We start from the raw sequence: 21228 nt of genomic DNA, 5'->3' as shown, positions 1-21228 counted from the left end.
TGTGGATGGGCGCCCAGAGTGCATTTCACCGCGAGAATCAGGGGAGGCAACATGCATGCCGCGTCGTGCAAGCGTGACTGCTCGAGTGCGGGTGTGCGCACGTAGCAACAAGGTCCGATCGCGTATCACTGCGCCCGTCGTACCTGTCGGGCCGCTCCTTCAAGTACTTTCGAGGACTACGACCCATGAACAATGCCACCGACAGCGACGTTCTCCAGAAGGTTGCGAAGCTCACCGAGCTTGCGCTCGGTACATACGCCTACAACCCTGCGCGTATCGAGGAGGACGCGAACGGCGAGCGTCGCATCCATCAGGGCGGATATGGAGACCGCCAGCTGTTCGAGCTCGTCCAGAATGCAGCTGACGAACTCCGTGGTGACGGCCATCGGGGTGGACGTATCCATGTGGTTCTGACCGACGACCACCTGTATTGCGCGAACGAGGGCACGCCTGTCACGCCGGAAGGCGCAGACACGATCCTTCGCATGGGAGTCTCCAAGAAGCGTGGTGGGCAGATCGGCCGGTTTGGTGTCGGTGTGAAGTCTGTGCTCTCCGTGACCCGCACACCGCAGTTCTTCAGCAAGACAGGATCGTTCGGGTTCGATGCCGACTGGTCGGCGAGTGAGATCCTCGCTGCCGTGAACGCGGCACGCGTCGACCGAGGCGAGCCGCCGTTTCTCTCGCTGGGCGAAACGCCCGTGCTCCGGATGGCCCGTCCACTCGACGTCGACTTCGAGCGCTCGCGCGATCCGATTCTCGACTCGATGCTGGACTGGGCGAGCACCGTGGTACGCCTGCCGTTGCTGAAGGGCGCGGCGGACAAGCTCGGCAAGGACATCGAGCAGGGCTCGAAGGCGAGCACCGATACAGCAGCGGGGGAGTTTCCGCACCTCTTCCAGCTGTTCTCGCCGCATGTCGGGTCTGTGCTTCTCGAGGATCACCGGGCGATGCCCAAGATTCGCCGTGAGCTCTCGGTCCGGGAGCAGGACGGGATGCGGACGATCAATCAGTCCAGGGGCGGGCACAAGGCATCCTCGGACAGCTATCGTGTTTTCACTCAAGCGCATTCGGTGACCGACAAGTCGCGGACAGGTGCGGGGGAACTGCACGACCGAGTGATCATTGACATCTCGTGGGCGGTACCGGGCTACTCCGAATCGCGGGAGTCGGGGTACCTCACCGTACCTACCGAACGCGGCAACTTCTGGTCCTACTTTCCGACGAACTATCCGATGCAGTTGAGTGGCGCGCTCAATGCCGCGTGGAAGACCAACGAGGACAGGCAGAATCTTCTCGCGGGCAGCAAGCTCAACTCGGAACTGCTCGTCGAGGCGGCCCAACTGGTCGTGAACTCGTTGGAGGAGCTTTCCCCACCCTCCGATCCGGCCGCCTATCTGCCGCTGTTGCCCGGTCGAGCGCGCGACTCCGAATCGCCGAACTGGGCGTGCAAATTCCTGACCGAGCAGATCTGGAAGCTCGCAGCGGTGAGTCCGTCCCTGCCCGACCAGGACGGGATCCTTCGAGTACCGGGGAATCTCAGATTTCACAGCGACAAGCTATCGGACGACGCGCTGGCATTGTGGCGTCAATACGATGGCCGTCCGAAGAGCTGGGTGCATCACTCTGTCGAGGGGCCGGGATCTCGCCGCGGCAAGATGGTGCATATCCTCGACGCGGCGGGCAAGCTCGGTGCCGCACCGATTCGCGAATGGTTGGAGGCGCTCGTCGAGGACGGCACCGTCGAGGCCTCGAAGGCCGCGATTCGGGTTCTCGCCCACATCCTGTCCAACGATCTGGACGGGTCGGCGTACCAGCAGGAGGCCGCCGACGCGCGTCAGGCACGGATTGTGTTGACGGACAGCGGGAAGCTCGTTGCGCCGACCGCCGGAGGCATCTTCCGCCGGTCGAGCGAGGATGGCCTTCGAGACGACCTCGTCTATGTCGACCAGCGACTTGCGGACGACCTCGAACTCGTTCCCCTGCTGGATCAGTTGGGTATTCGTGAGGCCGATACCGAGGGACGGTTCCACAGTGTTCTGGACCAGGGATTCGACGGATACACCTCGGAATCCTGGATGCGGTTCTGGGAGTTGCTCAACCGGGCAGGCGGTGCCAGCCAGGCGCGGGCAATTGCCGAGCGGGTACCCGACATCGCCACGACGTTGCACGCGCGAACGCTCGGTGGCCATTTCCGTCCGCTGCACGCCTGCATGCTCCCTGGGCCGGTTGTGCCGGCGGACGGATCCAGGGACGTCGACCTGGCCGTCGACATGGAGTTCCACGCGAATGACCGGTCCATTCTGCGTGAGTTCGGAGTCGCAGATCGTCCGACTACGGGGCACAAGCCGGACGGCGATGGCTGGTTCGCCTCGTATCGGGCGAAGATGTACGAGGCGTACTGCGCCTCACTTCCCGCAACCACGCGGCCGGTGATGATCAACACGATGCGGCTGGAAGGTGGTGCAACGGCCGGTCCGCTCCACCTGTTCAAGCAGCTGTCGGACGAGGGGCGGGCAGCGTACCTCGCCGCCATCCCGGACGAGGGGCTGGTCGAGAACTGGACACGACAGATCGGAAAGGCCTCGAACAGTCGGGCTCAGGTCATTTCGCCGATCCGCTGGCTCATCACCACCCACGGCCTGGTCAAGACCTCGCTCGGACTTCGTCCACTTGGTGAGGCGGTCGGACCTCAGCTCGCTGACTACGCGGAGGTGCTCCCGGTCGCAGAGATCAGCGCTGCCAAGGCGCAGAAGCTCAGGCTGGCTACGCGAGTCGAGGAGCTTGCACCGGACCGGTGGGCGACCCTGCTCGAGATGGTGAAGGGGAGCACCGACGACGAGTTCGTCGGCCGAACCTACGCTCTGCTGATTCGGGTAGCGCTCGACCTGGTTGTCGAGGAAGAGGCGGTGCGGTGCCGAGTCGGTGACACCTGGGAACTTCTGCCGGACGGCGAGATCGCTGTCGCGAGGACCCGCGCCGAGTATGACGAACTGATTCGCGAGAACCACCCGGCACTACTGGTTGACCTGCCCGGCGACGCCGAGCAAGCGGAATTGATGATTACGCAATGGGGTATGCGGACGGTTGCGGACGTGATCGAGAAGCGGATCCGGGCGGTGCCCGCGGGGCCTGCAACGATGTTGGCCGACGCGTTCCCGTCGCTTCGGCAACGAGTCGGAACCGCGCGGCTCAACGGTCTGTTCCTGCAGCGATGCAGCGAATTGGAGGAGGTTGTCCGTACCCCCAACGGCACCCGGCACACCCCGCTCGCGAGTGCGCGCGAAGACAACGTGGTGTTGGTCCCTGTCGACGCCACCGAGGAGACTGCCCTCGTCCTGGTGGACGAGGAACTAGGGTTCGGATTGGGTGCCGGTGGGTGCCGCGCGGTGCTCGATGCGCAGCGCAAGCATCTCGAGGACCAGGCGTTCCGGCAGCGGCTCGAGGCCATCCGCTTTGCTGTGGCGATTCCCGAGAAGCTTGCCGCGATGCTGAGCGAGGACGACCTTCGGCGGGGACTTCCTGCCGGCCTGATCGACAGCGAGATCTACGAAACCGGACAGCAGCCGGACGTGCAGCGCTTGGCGGAGCTGGCCTTCAATGCTCACGATGACGGTGTTCTGAGGGCATATGCGAAGGAGGTCAAGGCTGGATTTCCCGAGGCTCCACATCGATTCGACGGCGGTTCTGCTGCACTGAAGTTCGTCACGAATCTCGGATTTCCGGATTCGTTCGCGGGTGCGTACATCTCGCCGCCGCCGGAGCGCGAGGTGGCATCCGGGCCGACCGACTTCCCCTCGCTCCACCCGTATCAGGAAGAGATTGCCGGGCGGTTCGTCGATCTGCTCTGCCGCGCGCAACCGCAACGAGCGATGCTGAGCCTTCCCACCGGGGCCGGAAAGACCCGTGTTGCGGCGGAAGGTGTGATCCGCTGGATCCGCGAGTCGGGTACCCCCGAGGGGCCGATCCTCTGGATCGCTCAGACCACAGAACTGTGTGAGCAGGCGGTGCAGTCGTGGAAGTTCGTCTGGGAGAAGGTCGGGGCGGAGTGTCCGCTGACCATCGACCGACTGTGGACGAACAATTCCGCGACACCGGTCGCCGGGCGGCCGCACCTCGTGGTGGCCACTGATGCGAAGCTGCGGTCCTGCCTGGACTCCGATGACTACGCTTGGCTGAGGAATGCGTCGCTGGTGATCGTCGACGAGGCCCATGTCGCAATCTCCAAGCAGTACACGCAGATTCTCGAATCGATGGGCCTCACCCATCGCGTCACGTCCCGGCATCTGGTCGGATTGACGGCAACTCCGTTCCGGAACGATGCAGAGCTGACTCGGCGTCTCGTCCAGCGGTTTGGTGACCGCCGCCTCGACGACGATGTTCTCGGAGGCGAGCCGATCGCGAGACTTCAGGAACTGGGGATTCTCTCGCGAGTGGAGCATCGGGAGCTTGCCGGTATGGACATGGCGCTTCACAGTCACGAACTCGCGGAGGTCGAGAAGCTGCACGGCTTCCTCCCTCGAAGCGCGGAGCGCCGGCTCGCCGAGGACGACGACCGTAACAAGGTGATCATCGAGGAGATCGTCGATCTGCCCGCGGACTGGCCTGTCCTGGTGTTTGCTACCTCGGTTGATCACGCGAAGACGCTGGCGGCGAGGCTTACCGACCGGGGGATCCGGTCGGTCGCCATCGATTCGGCGACGCCTGCGGCGGATCGACGTCAGCGGATCGACGCGTTCAGAAAGGGACAGATTCGCGTCATCACCAACTACGGCGTCCTGTCCCAGGGCTTCGATGCGCCCGCCACGCGCGCGGTTCTGATTGCTCGTCCGGTATACAGCGCCAACGCCTATCAGCAGATGGTCGGCCGTGGGCTGCGCGGAGTGAAGAATGGCGGCAAGGACAGCTGCCTGATTCTCGACGTTCGGGACAACATCACGAACTTCGACAACAGCCTTGCATTCACCGAGTTCGAGTACCTGTGGCAGGAAGACAAGCGATGACAATTGTGGCGGGGAACAGCCTCGATCTCACTCCGAGCCAGCTGAAGGTCGTCGAGCAACCCTGGGATGCACGGACTCTCGTGACGGCTGGCGCGGGCGCAGGCAAGACCACCACTCTCACCTACCGCCTCGAGCACCTGACGGGCATCGAGGAGCTCGAGGCGGGGGAGATCCTCGTGCTCAGTTTCTCGCGCGCGTCGGTACGAGAGCTACGTGATCGCGTCGACCGCCTGGCCGTTACCGCTCGCCGCGTCCGCGCGCAAACATTCGACGGGTGGGCGCTTGCGCTTCTGCGTCAGATGGATCCGAATCGGGAGGACCTCGCCGGGACGAGTTTCGACGACCGGATCGAAATGGCCATCGCCGCGATCGATGAGGGAGTGGTCGAGTCGTTCGAACAGGGATCCCCGGCTCACGTGGTGATCGACGAGGTCCAGGATCTCGTCGGGATTCGCCGGGAGATGGTCGAGGCCCTGTTGGATCGCTTCTCCGACAGTTGTGGATTCACGGTTGTCGGCGATGCCGCACAGTCCATCTACGGGTTCCAGGTGGCGGATGCGGAGCAGCGAGCGGGCGAGACGAATCGGTTCTTCGACTGGGTGCGCGCCTCCTATTCCGACGATCTGGTCGAGGTCACGCTGGACGACAACTTCCGGGCACGTACACCGGAGGCACGGGTCGCGTTGCGCTTCGGCGCGCAGCTGCAAGCGCTCCCGATGGATGCTGACGCAGCGAATGCTGCGGCCACCGCGATCCATGCCGACCTGTGTGCGGAACTGGCGGCGGCGCCGCTCTTCGGGGACGTGAAGGACCCGTTCGTTCAGGATTCGCTGCGCCTGAACGGAGGTACGACTGCGATCCTCTGTCGTGACAACGGCCAGGTTCTGTGGCTGTCGGACAAGTTGCACGGATACGGTGTGCCGCACCGTATCCAGCGATCGCCCCGGTCCCGCCCGGCACCGGCCTGGGTCGCCGACCTGCTTCAGGCCGCAGGCGGCGCCACCATCACCGAGGACCGCTTCCGCGAAATCGTGTCCGGGATTTCGTCGGTGATCGACGAGCCGGATCGGGTGTGGCGATCACTGCGGAGGGTCGCGTCGAGCCCCCGCAACCAGCTCGACGTCGATTCGCTCCGAAGGATTGTCGCGGAGGGTCGACTTCCGGATGAACTGACCGCCAATCCTGTTCACCCCCTGGTGCTGTCGACCGTGCACCGGGCGAAGGGTCTCGAGTTCGACCGTGTTCTGGTCCTTGCTCCGGAGCCCATCACCTCCGATAGTGCACGCGACGTCGACCCGCCGGCAGAGGCGCGGTTGCTGTACGTCGCGATGACCAGGCCGCGGGACGACCTGTACCGGATGGAGGTTCCGAAGCTGTGGCAGATGCGGAAGGCGATCCACAACTCGTACCCCGTGGACCGCTGGTATCTCGGGGGGCGCGAACGGTGGGCACGGAACGGTATCGAGGCGATGGAGTTCGACGTGTGCCATGTGGCGCCTGCCGGGGTGCGTGAACCGTTCGCGGATCCGGCGGACACCCAGCGGTACCTCCGTGAATCCGTCCGCATTGACGACGCAGTGGACCTGAGGCGACTGCACGACCTGCCGGAGTCCAGCACCGAGACACCGCCCTACGGCATCTTCCACGACGGCAGGGCGATCGGCGAGGTGTCAGCACGATTCCGTGGCGACCTGTGGCGGCTGCTCAAGCTCAACCGCGGCTACGAGGTTCAACGCTGGCCGAGGCGGATCACCGGTTTGCGCGTCGACGCGTTGGAGACGGTGGCCGGGTCCGCAGCGGTGAGCGAACGCAGCGGCATCGGCGGTGTCGGGGTGTGGATCGCGCCGAGGCTCTGTGGGCTCGGAAAATTCGAATGGAACGACACTACGGCGGAAAGTGGTATCAGCGAGTGAGCAAGCCCGACCACAGTGCGCACTACGCGCTGCGTTCCGAGATCCGCGGCGCGCTGCGAGCCGACCTGTTGGGCCCGCAGGACGGGCCGTACGAAGTGCTCGCGAACGATGCCCCTATCACGGCCTACTTGATGGGTGTGCTCTTCCCGCATGTTGCAGGAACGGCATTGACTGTCGGCGAGGAGGAGGGCGGTGAGGCACCCGACGTCGTCCGCGGCGACGACGGCGAGCAGGGCGTCACGGACCTGGGCGTGGCGCTCACCAACCTCCGCAAGCCTTCGTCGATGGGCCTTACCTTCGGTGTCGGATCGGACATCGCCACCACGGTCCACGTCACGGTCCGAGCCGCTCAGTACGCACCCGAGGACGAGGACGGGCTGCCCGTCGAGCCCACTCGAAGCGAGGCGCGTACCACCGGGCAGCAACGAGAGCGTTGGCGGCGGGCGCCCTTGGAATGCGATCCGGTACCGGTCGACGTCGCGGTTCCGGGTATGCAGCCACCGGTGGCGCTGTGCCCCGGACTCGAACTGCGCACTCTGGTCCGCACTCCGGACAGTGCAGGCGTCGTCACCGTCACCGTCACCATCGTGAACACCCTCCGCACAGGTGAATACGACCTGCAGGACGCATCGTGCTTCTTCCAGCCCGAGATCATCGTCACCGGCCCGGAGGGGACCCTTCCGTTCGTCGAGCGCGCGACAGGTGCGGGAGCGGTTGACGACGAACACGCACTCAGCCGACTGCTGCATCGCCATGCACCTGCGTTCGCGGTCGGGCACGGATGCTCGGTGGCCTGGGACTGGCAGCCTCAGGCGGTCCGGACACCGGTGTCCGGCCGTGCGGCGGTGCGGTCTATTCGAACCGACTTCATGCCCACCCACGACGTCCTGCTGACGGACTCGAACCCGGACATCGACGATCGGGCGCTCGGCATGTCAGGGTTGGGAAGCGGCAGTCGCGACGAGGTGGTCGCTGCGCTCACCCAGCTTCTCGACGGCTACCAGGCCTGGATAGTCGATCGTGGAGTGGACGCTGCTGCGCTCGCAGGCAGTGACTACGAGAAGGTGGCGAACGAGCAGATCCGGCTCTGTGACGAGTCGCTCGCCCGGATGCGCCGCGGTGTCGCGCTGATCGCCGATGCGAGCAGGCCCGAGATCTTCGCCGCGTTCCAGCTGGCGAACGAGGCGATGGCCCGCCAGCGTGGGCGCAGCGCATGGATCAAGAGTGGACGCACCGGCGACGTCGATACGGCGGGCGGACGTTGGCGCCCGTTCCAGATCGCGTTCGTGCTGCTGTGTCTCGAGGGGATCGTCGATCCCGATCACGAGGACCGTGAGATCGCGGACCTCCTGTGGTTCCCGACAGGTGGTGGCAAGACCGAGGCGTATCTGGGACTGATCGCGTTCACGGTGTTCCTTCGCCGGATCCGCGGCGGGGAGGAGGGCGCAGGCGTCACGGTGCTCATGCGCTACACGCTTCGGCTCCTCACGCTGCAACAGTTCGAGCGCGCGACGGTGTTGATCTGCGCCATGGAGCAATTACGCACCGAGCGGGGCGATCTAGGCGGTTCTCCCATCTCGATCGGAATGTGGGTCGGGAAGTCCGCGACACCGAACCTGCTTTCCGAAGCCGAGGTCAAGCTCGACGAGTTGCGGGCCAATCCACAGAAGTCGTTGCAGCGCGAGAACCCCGTGCAGTTGAAGAGCTGCCCGTGGTGCGGCGACCCGCTGGACGCGACCAACTACACGGTTCGGCCCGAGCTGAGTCGGATGCTGGTGAATTGCCCGAATCGGACGTGTGATTTCCATTCCGGCGACGGCATCCCGGTGCATCTGGTCGACGAGGCCGTGTACGACGCGCATCCCACCCTCATCATCGCCACCGTCGACAAGTTCGCGTCGATGCCGTGGCGCCCCGAGACCGGCGCACTGTTCAACCGCGACCTCGGGTACGCCCCGCCGGAGCTGGTCGTCCAGGACGAGCTGCACTTGATCTCCGGTCCGCTCGGCACCCTCACCGGGCTGTACGAGACCGCGATCGATGTTCTGGCGAAGCAGCCCAAAGTGATTGCGTCCACTGCGACGATTCGCCGGGCTTCCGATCAGGTCGGTGCGCTGTTCGACCGCAAGGTCGCCCAGTTCCCGCCTGCCGGTGTCGACTCCCGCGACTCGTGGTTCGCCGTCGAGACGCCACGCGAGGACAAGGCGTCCCGCAGGTATGTCGGATTGTTCACCCCCAGTGGGAGCCAGACGACTCTGCTCGTCCGAACTTATGCAGCACTGCTCAACGCCGCACAGGCCGCCGGCGAGGAAGCGGATCCCGCGGTGCTGGACGCCTACTGGACGTTGGTCGGCTACTTCAACAGCCTCAGGTTGCTGTCCGCCGCGGAGCTGCAGGTCCTCGACGACGTGCAGGATCGACTCGAGCTTCTCGGGAAGTCGAACGCGACGGGTGTCCGGTCGGCGACTGCACTGGTCGAACTCAGTAGTCGCGCCGACTCGAGCCAGATCCCGAGCCGGCTCAAGCAGCTCGACGTCACGCTCCCGAACAAGGAAGTGCTCGACGTCCTCCTGGCCACGAACATGATCTCGGTCGGCGTCGACATCGATCGGCTCGGGCTGATGGCAGTGATGGGGCAACCGCAGACCACGGCGGAATACATCCAGGCCACCAGTCGCGTCGGCCGTCGCCATCCGGGACTCGTTGCCGTCATGTTCAACTCGGCGCGCTCCCGGGACCGCTCGCACTACGAGAAGTTCCCCAGCTTCCACTCCGCCCTCTACCGCGAGGTCGAGTCGACCAGCGTCACGCCGTTCTCCGCGCGAGCACGCGACCGCGGCCTGCACGCGGTGATCGTCGCGTTGACCCGACTGATGATTCCGAGTGCCACAGACAACGATGCGGCCGGTCGGATCGTGGATTTCGTCGACGACATCGAGGCCGAGATCGTGCCGAGAATTCTCGATCGTGTCGGTCAGGTCGACGAACGGGAACGTGAGGCGACCGCCGATCACTGCGCTGCATTCATCGAATGGTGGCTCGAGGAGGCCCGAGACCATCCCGATCTCTGTTACCAGGCCAAGCGCGGCACCACACAGCGAGCGCTGCTAGCCGGGTTCGACGACGAGTCCGACTTCGCGACCGGGTGGGGAACCCTGTGGAGCCTGCGTGATGTGGACGCGGAATCGAGTCTCTTCTTGGAGCACAATCGGTCAGGAGCCAGCAGATGACACCCCCAAACAATCCGCGTCGACGCCGCGGCGCGGGGGCGCCCGCCAAGCCGGTGCCCCGCAAGCCCGGAGCGGTTCGGCGTTCCCAGCTCGTCACCACCTACGGCGTCGGCTCGATGATCGCGATCGACAACGAGTCGTTCATCGTCGCGGGCATCGACTCGTGGGACGTGAGCGAGGCCCCAGCGGTGTACGAGCGTCGGCTCACACACATCCTGGGCGTCGACACCTTCCGCCTCCCTCCGGCACCCGACCCCGACCGAGGGACCGGGGGAGTCGTGGTCCACCGCTTCCCTGAGTTCTACTCGTGCCCGAAATGTAAGGCGCTGCAGCCGTTCTTCAAGTTCAATTCGGACAAGGGCAAGGCGCGGTGCGACGACTGCGCCGAGGACCTGGTGCCGTCGCGCTTCGTCATCGCTTGCAATCACGGGCACATCGAAGACTTCCCCTACTGGAAGTGGGTGCACCGTGGGGTCGAGCGGGAAGCTGGGAAGTGTGGAGGGAACCTGTCGCTGCACACGGACGGCAGTACCGCATCCCTGCGGTCCGTCGTGGTGCGGTGTGATTGTGGGGTTCCCGAGGCGTCGATGGAGGGTGCTTTCCGCTCGAAGGCGTTGAAGGATCTCGGAATTCGCTGTGAGGGGCGACGTCCCTGGCTCAAGGGTGCCGTGACCGAGTTCTGCGATCAGCCGCCGCGCGCCATGCAGCGAGGCTCGTCGTCCGCATGGCACCCGATCATGAGCAGTGCCCTCTCGATTCCCCCGTGGGGCGAGGGCCTGTATGCGCTCGTCGAGCAGCACAAGTTGATCGGGGCACCGGAGGAGTACGTTCGCTTCTACTTCAAGGACCGCGCCGGCCTGCTGGCGAAGCTGAACGCATCCGTCGAGGACGTCATCAAGGTCGTGCAGGCGTTCGAGGAATCCGACGCGACGCCCGACGAGGACGACGTACCGACCGTCAAGGCAAGTTCCAGACTCCGCCAGGACGAGTACGAGGCGCTGGTTCGGGGAAGGCCAGAGGTGCACGTCGCCGAGTACCAACCGTTCGTCTGCGAGACCCCGGACGTCGATCCGGCGCCGATCCGCGAGCTCGGCCTCCGGGACAGCATGCTCGTCAAGCGGCTGCGTGAGGTCCGGGTGCTGTCCTCGTTCGTGCGCGGTGACGAGCCGACCGAGGCCGACGCGGACCAGCGGCAGGCCAAGCTCAGCAACAAGGACGACCCCGAGTGGCTGCCCGCCATGGAGGTCAGCGGCGAGGGGGTGTTCCTGCGGCTCGACGGTGCCCGGCTCGCGGAATGGGAGTCACATCCGGCCGTCCGTGCCCGTAGTGAGCGGGTGCGTGCGAATCACCTCGCGCTGCTCCGTGAACGAGGGGCCGCACGGAAGGACAAGGACGGTAAGGCAGTGGAATCCCATGTGACTCCGCGGCTGCTCCTCCTGCACACCCTCGCCCACTCGCTGATCAACGAGTGGAGCCTGGACGCGGGCTACCCGGCATCGGCCCTGAGGGAGCGGCTCTACGCCGACGGCGACATGGCGGGAATGCTGCTGTACACGGCCACCAGCGATTCCGCGGGAAGCCTAGGCGGGATCGTGGCACAGGGTGAGCCCGACAAGCTCGCGCACACGCTGCGGGCAGCTCTGGCCCGAGCCGAATGGTGCTCGAACGATCCACTGTGCATGGAGGCGGAAGCCAGCGGGGCCGGCAGTGTGAACATGGCCGCGTGCCATGCCTGCGTGCTGCTGCCGGAAACGAGCTGCGAGCACCTCAACGGATTCCTGGACAGAGCGATGCTGATCGGGGACCAGACCGGCACCGTCCCGGGGTTCTTCACGTCGATGCTGTAGCGGACGGTCGCGTCGGGATACGAGCGGGGAGTCGGGATGGGGTGTGCCGGTATCAACCGGATAGCGGGGCTGGGTGTGACGGCCACGGGGTACGTGTCGCTCGGCGGTGAGCACGTTGCCAGGCACCGGCTGCGTCCTTTGCTCGAACGGAAGGGCGCAGTGTTCCATCCCGACTTCTGTTCGCTCACCAAGATTCTTGTCGTCGGCTCCTACCGCGACGGCCAGCGGCGGGAGGGCCGTGTCGGCGGGGTCGACGCACTGGAACAACTTGCCGGGCTTCGGAGCAGCCGTGGTAGGCACGTTCATCTCGTGTGTGCGGAGGACCTGGATGCACTGCTGGCAGGGAACCGCGTCCCGTGCAGGAAGGTTCCGAGTTGGTGATGTGTTACCGACCGGCCGTGGCGCAGGTTTCGAACGGTTCGGTCAGGTCTTGTGCATGGCCGTCCACCATCACATATAGCGATTCGGTCGACATCGACGATATCGAAAATGGGTCGCGCAGCTGAAAAACGAAGTCCCACCCGCCGCCGGCCGAGGGAGACGTGTCGACCGAAGGTGACGGAGATGGACGTGAAGAGATGGTTCGTGCCGGCAGTGCTCGTCCTGATCGGGCCCCTCGCACTGGGTGCGTGCGCAGACGGTGGCGAGACAGGGCCGCCACCTTCGACATCCACGACGTCGGTTGCAGTCACCACGACGGAGACCACGGCGATACCGGAGACAACACTCCAGGCGTCGACGACTACCGCTGCGCTTGCGCCCGTCACGTTCGACTGCGGTGACCTCAGTGCCTACGAATCCGGGACGGCCCTGTACTCCGACGGGACCGTCGGGTACGAGGCAGTCTGTGACACGTACGTGCCGCCGCCGACCACAGAGGCCGCGAAGGTCTTGCGGTACTGCGACTATCCAGGGACTGCCGTGTACATGGACGGCACGTACTCCAGTACCGATCCGGCCTGCGCGGCGATGCGTGCGGAGGCGGAGGCCCGCGAGAATCCCAATCCGAATCCGGGCGGCGGCTATCCGTACGACCCGGAAGAGGACCGAAACGGCGACGGGGTCGTTCACGGATACGAGCGCTGCGGTGTCCTCTGCGGGAAGGCTCCCACCAGTGGAGACATCCAAACGCAGGATGGATGCGAACAGGGCTACATCGACCGCGAAATCTGCAGCCGATACGGCTGGTGACATGGCGGCGTCGACTTCGCGGCGAGCAGACCGGGAATGATCTGCTCGCGGCGGTGGCCCTCCTGTCATGTCGTGACCACCGCCGCAAGCTGGGCATCGCTATCCGCGGATCACGATCTCGATGGAATTGGGGTCGACGCCATAGGTTTTCGCGAGCCCGGCCTTGGCCTGCGTGATGGTGAGGCCGGTCGATTCCGCAGAGGGCTGCGCTGCAGCGGCGGCGTCACGGCGTTCCGTCGCCTGGAACTTCACGTCCTCAAGGCTGATGCCGAGCGAGTCGAAGTTGGTGTAGCGGACGGGGTTACGCTCCCCGCCCCACACGTCGGGCTGGCTGACGCGAGCGTACTCACCGATTTCGATCAGCCATCGGCCATCGGTGTCCGTCGCAGGGCTGATGCGGGAGATGCGGCCGATGAGGAAGGCGCTGCCATGAGGTTCGGTGCCGTCGGCGTAGTCCTCGAAATTGTGGGCATTCTGCGTGCAGACCAACCATTCGCATTTCGTGGCCCGGGTGGGGTCGAGCTTCCATGACTGGGAGCCGCCTTCGCGGAGGATCTGCTCGGGGCTCTTGGCGGTGAACACGACGACTGTGTCTTCATTTCCGGTCATGAAACTACCCTAGCAATGAGCTTAAAAGTATGCAAGAAGTATCAACGAAGTATCGCCATTCTCGCTCGTATCGATTGTCGAGCAGTGGCGGTCACGTCCCCGACCTGCGTCGAGCCTGATTGCGAAGCGCACCAAGCTTCCGGCCATCTTCGATGCGCCAGGTCGTCCAGCCGTTCACCGAGTAACCGACACACGCGCCGAGTGCGGTCGACGGAGCTCCGTATCGGGCGGTTCCGATGCGGAGTGCGCCGTCGGGTTCGATCGTTGCGATGTGGCGGAGGCCCTTCTTACGTTCTTCGAAGTGGAGCGTGTCACCGGGATTGAGGTACCCGAGGTCGAGCAGGAGCGCGATGTCCTCGTCGTAGTGGACTGGGGTCGATCGGCCTTGTGCGCTGATTCGACTTTGCCTGCGCTCCCGTCGGGTAGATGACGGAGCGGGGATGCTGGGTTGTGTGCGCTCAGGTGTCGCGTGCCGTTGCGCGGTGTTCGGTCCGCGGTCGTCCAATGGTCCCGAATTGAACGTTGCTTCTCGATCCTGCAGTTCCTTGAGGGTGATGCCGTCCGCTGTCTTCCAATCGAGGCGACCGTTCCGGCTGGTTCCGCACAACACTGTGGCCGCAGCAGATGGGCTGTCGAACACATAGTCCCGAGTGAGGATTAGCTGCGTCGACGACCATTCACGCAGGATTCCGTCGGCTGTCAGTTGATCGCGGAGCTTTCTGTAGCTGGTCATTTCACCCGTCGCGCGCCGGGCGAGTGAGTTTGCCGCCACGATGAATCCGCGTTGATCGTCTCGACCTTCGGCCTGAACGCCGTGCGACGTGAGGAAGAGCTTGCGGCCTGGGTCGTCGAACTCGTGCACCGTTGAGGCGTCAGCTCGAGTGGACCCGGATTCCGTCTTCGAGATCGGCTGGTCGGCAGAGGGTGCCAGGATGCGTCCGGTGTCGAATGCGACGACTCCGAGCAGTGGAAAGAGGGGAAGTGCTTCGTCGAGAAACACCTCCATGTCGGATTCCTCCGCCTCTCCGAGGCCGATCGGATCGGGTGCGGTTCCGTTGTGCAGGCCGACAACTCCGGTACGTTTGGCGATCTCGATAAGGCGCGACTCCAGGTAGCGCACATGGGCCTTGTTGAGGTAGTTGTTCTGGCTCGTCAGGACGTAGCCGCGCGTCCAGAAGTCCTTCGACTTGTGGTGGTTGTCGATCCTGGTCAGCATCACGTCACCCTCGCCGATGTACACGGTCTCGTGGTGAGGCCCGCTGCTGGAGGGGCCGAGGAGGACATACACGCCGGTGAGGCTGAACTCGGGCCGTAACCGGGCGTCCGCATAGTCTGCGCGCGAAAACGCCAGTAGCGAGCCGGTCCACCCAGGGCGCGTGACCACTCGGACTCCGTCCGGATGCCCGTCCGTCAGATAGATGTGGATCGATCGACCGCGGTTCGGACTGCTCACAGATGCTCCGTTGCCGTGCTCCTCAACAATTCCGACCGCTTGCCGCTCCAGGTCACGACAAGTGCATCCCGCGCCCGGCTCGCTGCGACGTACAGAAGCGACCGTTCGCGCAGCAGCGCCTCGGCCTGCTCCTCTTCGGGGACGGATCGCATTGTCGCCGCTGAGGGGACGTGGGTGTCGTCGATACCCGCGAGGATCACGCGCGAGAACTCCATGCCCTTGGAACGGTGCATGGTGAGTACCTGGACGTAGCCGGGGGTGGCGGGGTTGTCGTCGAGTGCTCGCGCCTCGACGCCGCGTTCGCCCAGGGCTCGGACGAACTGTGTGCGGTCGGTCTTGCCACGCGTGAGGACGGCGATGGTGGACGGATCGACCACCGGCTCGTCGGGATCGTCGGTTGGTGAAAGCCAACCCCGCACCAGCTCGGCGACCTTGTCGAGTTCGTCTGCGGCATCCTTGCATTCGAGGAGCTTGGGGTCGGGACCGAGCCGGGCGGACCGGTACTCGGCGGTCGACTCCGCGCCCTCCTCTAGGTCCTTGTAATCCGCGCCGGAGAGAATGCTGACGGCGAAGTGCAGGTTCTGCGCAGTGGTGCGGTAATTGAGGGTCAGCCGGCGTGACCGTCCGACGATCTTGATGCCGAACCGCGCCAGGACGATCGGTTGACCGTAGATCCGCTGGTGCGAGTCCTCGGCGATGAACAGATCGTTGGGGCCCTCGGCGACCAACGCCCGGAGCAGCGCCCAGTGGGTGGCATGCAAATCCTGTGCCTCGTCCACAATGACGTGGTCTGCCACGTGCCCGCCGCCGGATTCGCCGCGCAGCCGCATGTGCTCGGCAGCGAGGGCGAGTACCTCGGGGAAGCTCAGGCTGGCGTCCATCCGGCTCTGCCGCCGGTACGCCTCGACGAGCTTCCACACCGCGATCCGCTGCGGGCGGCTCAGCCGCACCCCGCGACCGGGTCGTGCGACCTTCGCGTACTGCTCGAGCGTCGTCACGCGGTTCGCGAGAATGACCGCGACGTACTCGTTTTCGAGGAATCCCGGTGTCGCGAGCCGAGTGTCGAGGCCGCTCGCGACGGACTGCGTCACGTCACGCCACACTCTGTCCGATGCCGTGCGGCTGTTGGTGGCCTCGATGCTGCGGGAGCCGAGTACCGCTTCCGACGCGTCGGCGAGGTTGCCTGCGAGATTAAGAACGGCATTGCCGAGCTTGTCGATTCCCGCGACGTAGACACCCGGCTCGCCGGGTTTGCCCGCGATCCGAACGTCCGGATCGAGCGCCCGCAGGTCGGCCTCGAGGCCCATCGCCAAAGTCTTGTTGTACGTGGTCAGGATGATTCGCGCGTTGGGGTTCTGCTTCGCGAGGTGCCGCGCGCGGTGGATCGCGACGACGGTCTTGCCGGTGCCCGCACCGCCGGAGAGCCGGAAGGCGCCGCTGAAGTCCTTCTCCGCGTATGCGCGCTGCTCGGGATGAAGGAATGTCCGCCATGCTGCGAAGTCGCCGCCCTCGATGACCCGGCGCAGCTCGTCGTTGTCTTCGATGTAGGTGAACTGCATCTTCGATGCGGGCTGTTCGAGTGCCACGAGGATCTGTTCGTCCTCGTCGAGGTCGGGATCGATCGGGTTCTCGGTGAAGCCGTGCTTGGCCTTGATGTCGTCGATGCTGGTTCCGACGGCCAGTTCGAGCAGAGCGGTGCCCTGCCAGCCCTCCACCTCCGCGGCGATCGCGTTGATGACGTGATCGTCGGCCGCGGCGAGAGCCCGCTTCGCCAGCTCCGGATCGAGGCCGAGCCGGTCGGTGAGATCCTCGAGGGTGAAGCCGACTCCGGCGAGGAACCCGGACGACTCCTCGGCGACCAGCTTGCCGATCTGGCCGGTGGGGTCGTGGACGACGGATCGCTTCTTGCGGTCGGCGTTGCCATCGAGTTCGCCGATGATGCCCTCGAGCACACCGTTGACGGGGTTGACCCGCAGCGTCGACCGCTCCGCCAGCTTGATGGCGTCGTCGTGATTCCACGTACCCATGTAGATGTACGTGGTGTCGCCTGCGCTGCTGTCGATGCGGAACAGGATGGCGCGGTAGTGCAGGTCGACCCGGCCGGTGCGGACGCGCTTGTCGACGGCGTTGTGGAGCGGTTCGATGTGCAGGCCGGGTGTGGTGTCGTCGGCGCGGACCTTCTCGAAGAAGTCGTACACCTTGTGCTTGATGGATCCGTCCAACTTCGGCATGGCCTTGGTGTTGGTCGCCAGAACCAGATTCGCCACTTACAGCACCCCGTTCGTCTTCAACGCGTTCACGATCTGCGCCGCGTCCGGCGGGCACAAGGTCCACCCGAGCTCGCTCATCGTATGGGCAGTGGTCGACTCGCCGTCGAGGACCACGCCGACACGGCTGTCCCCCCACGCGAGGTCGAGTACCTCGCCGTCGTCTGTTTCGAACCCGAGTACCGGAATAGGCACCGGGACCTCCGATGCAGCGAGGGTCAGGACGAGCTGCTTCTCGGCGTCGGACACCGTCTCGTCGAACAGTGCCTGCCATTCGGGTTCGAGCACGGCCGCTGGTTGGGCCGCCCGGCCACCGCCGGTGTCGTCGGCCGCGAGCAGGCGGTGGGTGGTGACGCGATGTCGGTCGCTGAGCCCGAGCCAGTTCGACAGCCGCAGCCACTCCTTCCAGCCCTTACCGTCGTGGATCTCGAGCGCCTCGTCCCGGTCGTCCACGGCGACGACGGCGTGGATTGCGCGGGTGCCGGGCAGCATCGCGGCCGTGACGGCGAGCGGGCCGTCCGCGTACGACCAGCACATGTCGGTGCCGTCGCCGAACGTCGCGGGGTGGTGGTCCAGCAGAGCGTGGGCGCCCGCCGCGAGGTTCTCGGCGTCGCCCTTGATCCTGTTGTCGCTGCGCACCAACATCATCGGCAGCCATTGCGCGACCGACTCCCACGCCTCGCGGTCCGGGTCGACGAGGAACGACAGCAGTTGGGTGACCGGGTCCGCGGTGAGCAGTTTGACCAGTGCCGGTCGCAGATTCCCCGCACCCATCGTCTGCGACGCGGCCCGCTCGGTGTACCAAGGCGGCACAGCCGACTCGTTTGCGATGAAGCGCTGCAGGTCGTCGTGGCCGAAAGACCACACCAGATGCCCGCTGTCTCGCAGGACGGCCCGCTTGGCGGCGTCGTCAGCGACGCGGTTGCAGCCGGGCATTGCGTGGTACTTGCGTCCGTCCGCGAACACCGCGATCCGGGGGATGTTGGAGTCCGTGGTGGCGAGCTCGAAGTCGGGCTTGGAGTTCGCCATGTGCACCTGGGGGGCGAGCTTCCAGGTGCGGATCTTCTTGCCGGGCAGCACGATCGTCGCGGACGGACCGTACGTCCCCGGCGTTTCCTTCACGGTCGCACCCATGGTGCGCAGCCGCTCCACGAACGCGACGTAGAACTCCTTCTCCAACGGTGACTCCTCGCTGCCGGTCGGCTTCCCGGATGCTTCCTCGGTGACAGAGTCGAGCCACGCCCGCTGATCCGGGTCGACGTCGCCGTCCACACCGAGGAGATGGTCGAGCACTCGCAGCGCGGTCTTGCGGGACACCTTGTCCAGCTCGTGCGGCGGTGCGAACGGCAGCAGGCACTTGTGGCAGGCGAGCCGGTCGTGGTCGGCGCAGTCGCAGTCGCGCACCACGGTGCGGGCGGCGTCCAGCACCGCCCACACCTTCGCGGGGTCGGCGAATTCGGCGAGATAGCCGGTGCCGCCGGGGACGGTGTCGTGGATCAGCAGTGCCCGCTGGCTGGGGGCGTGGAGGGCGTCGGTGATCGTTGCGACGTCGAGGTGCTCGGGGGACCCGCCGATCACCTGTCGCAGGCCGAGCAGGATCGCCGCGCTCAGGCTGGGGTGCGCGAACAGGTCGTATTCGAGCGAGCGGGGCAGGTGCAGCAGCACGCCCTGGGTGCGCAGGCTGCGGGCGAGTGCGATCTCCCGCACGTGCTCGGTGGCCGCGTTGCGGTGCAGGCACCAGCTGCGGTGCTCGTATCGGCTGTTGCGGCCCGCGGACTTGTCGAGCTGCCCGCACGACGAGCACACCCGGAACAGGCCCGTCGTGGTCTCCTGCCCGGCGATGGTGCGGGTGCCGCCCTGCGAGGTGCGTCGGCCCATGTTCAGCCAGCGAACGTCCATGCGGCGCAGATACTCCGCACCGAACTCGAGGTCACCGACGAACCAGGACCGGTCCACGTTGATGGGGTCGATGTCGGCGGCGGTGACGACGGTGAACGACTCCTTGTGCCGTTCGTCGCGGGAGTCGTTGATGGACGCCTCGTCGCGGCGCACCTCCGCGGACACCCGCGCCATCTCGACGACCTGCAGCTGCTGGCTGACGTCGGCGATGGCGCCGGTCCCGCAACGCGGGCACGCGGTGACGGTCGGCGCTTCTTCACCGGCGAGGGTGATGCCCACCCACCCGCACTGCGGGCACAGCCGCCAGGTGTGGATGTTGGATTCGCCTGCCCCGAGGTCGACGGCGTCGATCCGGGCGGCGAGGCCCTGGGCGTAGAAGGTGGCGCCGGGTGCGAGTTCGGTGAGCGCGACCCGGGAGCCGCGCTGGTAGCTGGTCGCCTCGCCCATGTACTGGTTGGTGTCGGGGTCGATCCAGGTGACGCCGACGTCGAGGGTGACGGAGTCGTCGAGCAGCGTGTAGTTGGGCAGCACGCCGTAGCGCTCCAGCACGCTGATCCAGTAGTCGTCGGTGAGGTCGTGGATCTGCCCGCCGAGCAGCCGCAGCGAACCCTTCGCGGTGCGTAGATCCCGCAGGTCGTCGTCGGTGGCGGCAGGGGAGGATGCACGACGCTCGAACTCCGGCATCTCCGCCTCGACCGCGGCGCGGCGCGCGGTGAGTTCGGTGAGGTCCCGGTTCCAGCGGTGCACGGCCTCCTGCAGGTCGGTGACGAGTCCGCTCGGGTTCCCATCCGGGTCTGGAGTCGTCCAGGCCCGCAACGAGTCCCGCGTGTGCTCATCGAGGACATCGTCGAACTGGGCGAGGAATCCGTCGACCAGGGCATCCGCGTCGGTGGTCACCGCGGCGAGGAGGTCGGCCATCCAGCTACCCGGGTCGAAGCTGCCGAGCACCGCGCGGGCGCCGCGGGGCGCGATGGTGTTGGGATCGCGGGCGAGGCGGTCTATGACGTGCGCGACGTACTGGCGTTGTAGGATCTCCTCGGCGGTCAGGAAGGTCGCGGGCGGGCGGACGTCGCCCTGGATCACCGACGTCGGGTCGTATAGCTTCGGCAGGTGTTCGCCGCGGCCGCGGACGAACGCGAGGACCAGCGAGTTGCCGGTGAGGCGGCCGGCGCGGCCGACCCGCTGAAGATACGAGGACACGGTCCGCGGCAGCGAGCCGAGCATCACCGTGGACAGGTCGCCGATGTCGATACCCATCTCCAGCGTGGGGGTGGCGACGAGGACGTTGGGGGCTTGGGGGTCGGCGCCGCCGCGCTTGAACGCGGTCTCGTAGCCGAGCCGGGTCGCGGTGGGCAGCAGTGACGTGTGCTCGCGGGCGACGACGCGCTTCATCTCGGCGCTGTCGTAGAGCCGGCGGTAGAAGTTCTGTGCCTTGGGTGCGCGGGCGAGGGTGCCGGGGCAGCGGACGAGAAGGCAGGGGGCGCCGTCGAGTTCGTCGACGACGGTAACGGTGCCGGGGGTGGCGGTCTGGCAGACGCTGCACACCAGCAGGTGCCGGCCGTCGGTGAGGGCCTCGTCGGCGGGTGCGGAGACGGTGACCGCGGCGGCGGGCAGCGAGTAGGCGGTGAGACCGGCCTCGGTGAGGTCCGCGGTGAGCACCCGCTGCTCGGCGAGCACCCCGAACAGCGACTTGGCGAGGAAGCCGCCGTCGACGGGGGAGACGTTCAGACACTGCGACGCCCACCGCGCGTACCACGACGAGGGTGCCGTGATGGCGTCGAATCCCTCGGGGACGGTTCGTGATCCGACGGCGGGGAAC

Annotated in this window: 9 protein-coding genes; 5 read left to right on the top strand and 4 right to left on the bottom strand. The window is 65.9% G+C overall.

From position 1 onward, the window contains the following. The first annotated feature begins 185 nt into the window (after positions 1-185). From FFS72_RS24835 to FFS72_RS24815, 5 genes are all read left to right on the top strand, one after another. On the top strand, positions 186-5000 hold the full coding sequence (locus tag FFS72_RS24835; protein WP_137876450.1) for a DEAD/DEAH box helicase: 4815 nt from the start codon (positions 186-188) through the stop codon (positions 4998-5000). Then, positions 4997-6913 carry a UvrD-helicase domain-containing protein gene (locus tag FFS72_RS24830; RefSeq protein WP_137876449.1) on the top strand — a complete coding sequence of 639 codons (1917 nt, stop codon included), beginning with the start codon at positions 4997-4999 and terminating at the stop codon, positions 6911-6913. Before FFS72_RS24835 ends, FFS72_RS24830 begins: the two co-directional genes overlap by 4 nt. Beyond that, positions 6910-10143, top strand: coding sequence for a helicase-related protein (locus FFS72_RS24825; protein ID WP_212744392.1), 3234 nt, complete (start codon positions 6910-6912; stop codon positions 10141-10143). Before FFS72_RS24830 ends, FFS72_RS24825 begins: the two co-directional genes overlap by 4 nt. Next, a complete protein-coding gene (drmB, locus tag FFS72_RS24820) occupies positions 10140-11990 on the top strand; it encodes an MrfA Zn-binding domain-containing protein (RefSeq protein ID WP_137876447.1) in 1851 nt (616 codons plus the stop codon). Before FFS72_RS24825 ends, drmB begins: the two co-directional genes overlap by 4 nt. A gap of 564 nt (positions 11991-12554) precedes the next feature. Then, a complete protein-coding gene (locus tag FFS72_RS24815) occupies positions 12555-13181 on the top strand; it encodes a hypothetical protein (RefSeq protein WP_249353514.1) in 627 nt (208 codons plus the stop codon). A 99-nt stretch (positions 13182-13280) separates the two neighbouring features. Here FFS72_RS24815 and FFS72_RS24810 read toward each other — a convergent pair whose 3' ends face one another. The 4 genes from FFS72_RS24810 to FFS72_RS24795 form a co-directional block, all read right to left on the bottom strand. Further along, positions 13281-13790 carry a hypothetical protein gene (locus tag FFS72_RS24810; RefSeq protein WP_137876446.1) on the bottom strand — a complete coding sequence of 170 codons (510 nt, stop codon included), beginning with the start codon at positions 13788-13790 and terminating at the stop codon, positions 13281-13283. A 91-nt stretch (positions 13791-13881) separates the two neighbouring features. Further along, positions 13882-15078: a DUF4357 domain-containing protein gene (locus tag FFS72_RS24805; RefSeq protein WP_137876445.1), complete on the bottom strand. Its 1197-nt coding sequence runs from the start codon at positions 15076-15078 to the stop codon at positions 13882-13884. A 161-nt stretch (positions 15079-15239) separates the two neighbouring features. Then, positions 15240-17510 (bottom strand): 3'-5' exonuclease, encoded by a 2271-nt coding sequence (locus tag FFS72_RS24800; protein ID WP_137876444.1) that lies wholly within the window; start codon positions 17508-17510, stop codon positions 15240-15242. Then, positions 17511-21228 (bottom strand): Zn-binding domain-containing protein (locus FFS72_RS24795; RefSeq protein ID WP_137876443.1); only part of this gene is annotated, 3718 nt, incomplete at its 5' end.

This window comes from Rhodococcus sp. Q, assembly GCF_005503035.1.
GTDB lineage: Bacteria > Actinomycetota > Actinomycetes > Mycobacteriales > Mycobacteriaceae > Rhodococcus_G.
Note: the sequence above shows the minus strand (reverse complement) of the source record. Positions and strands in the feature narration are given on the sequence as shown.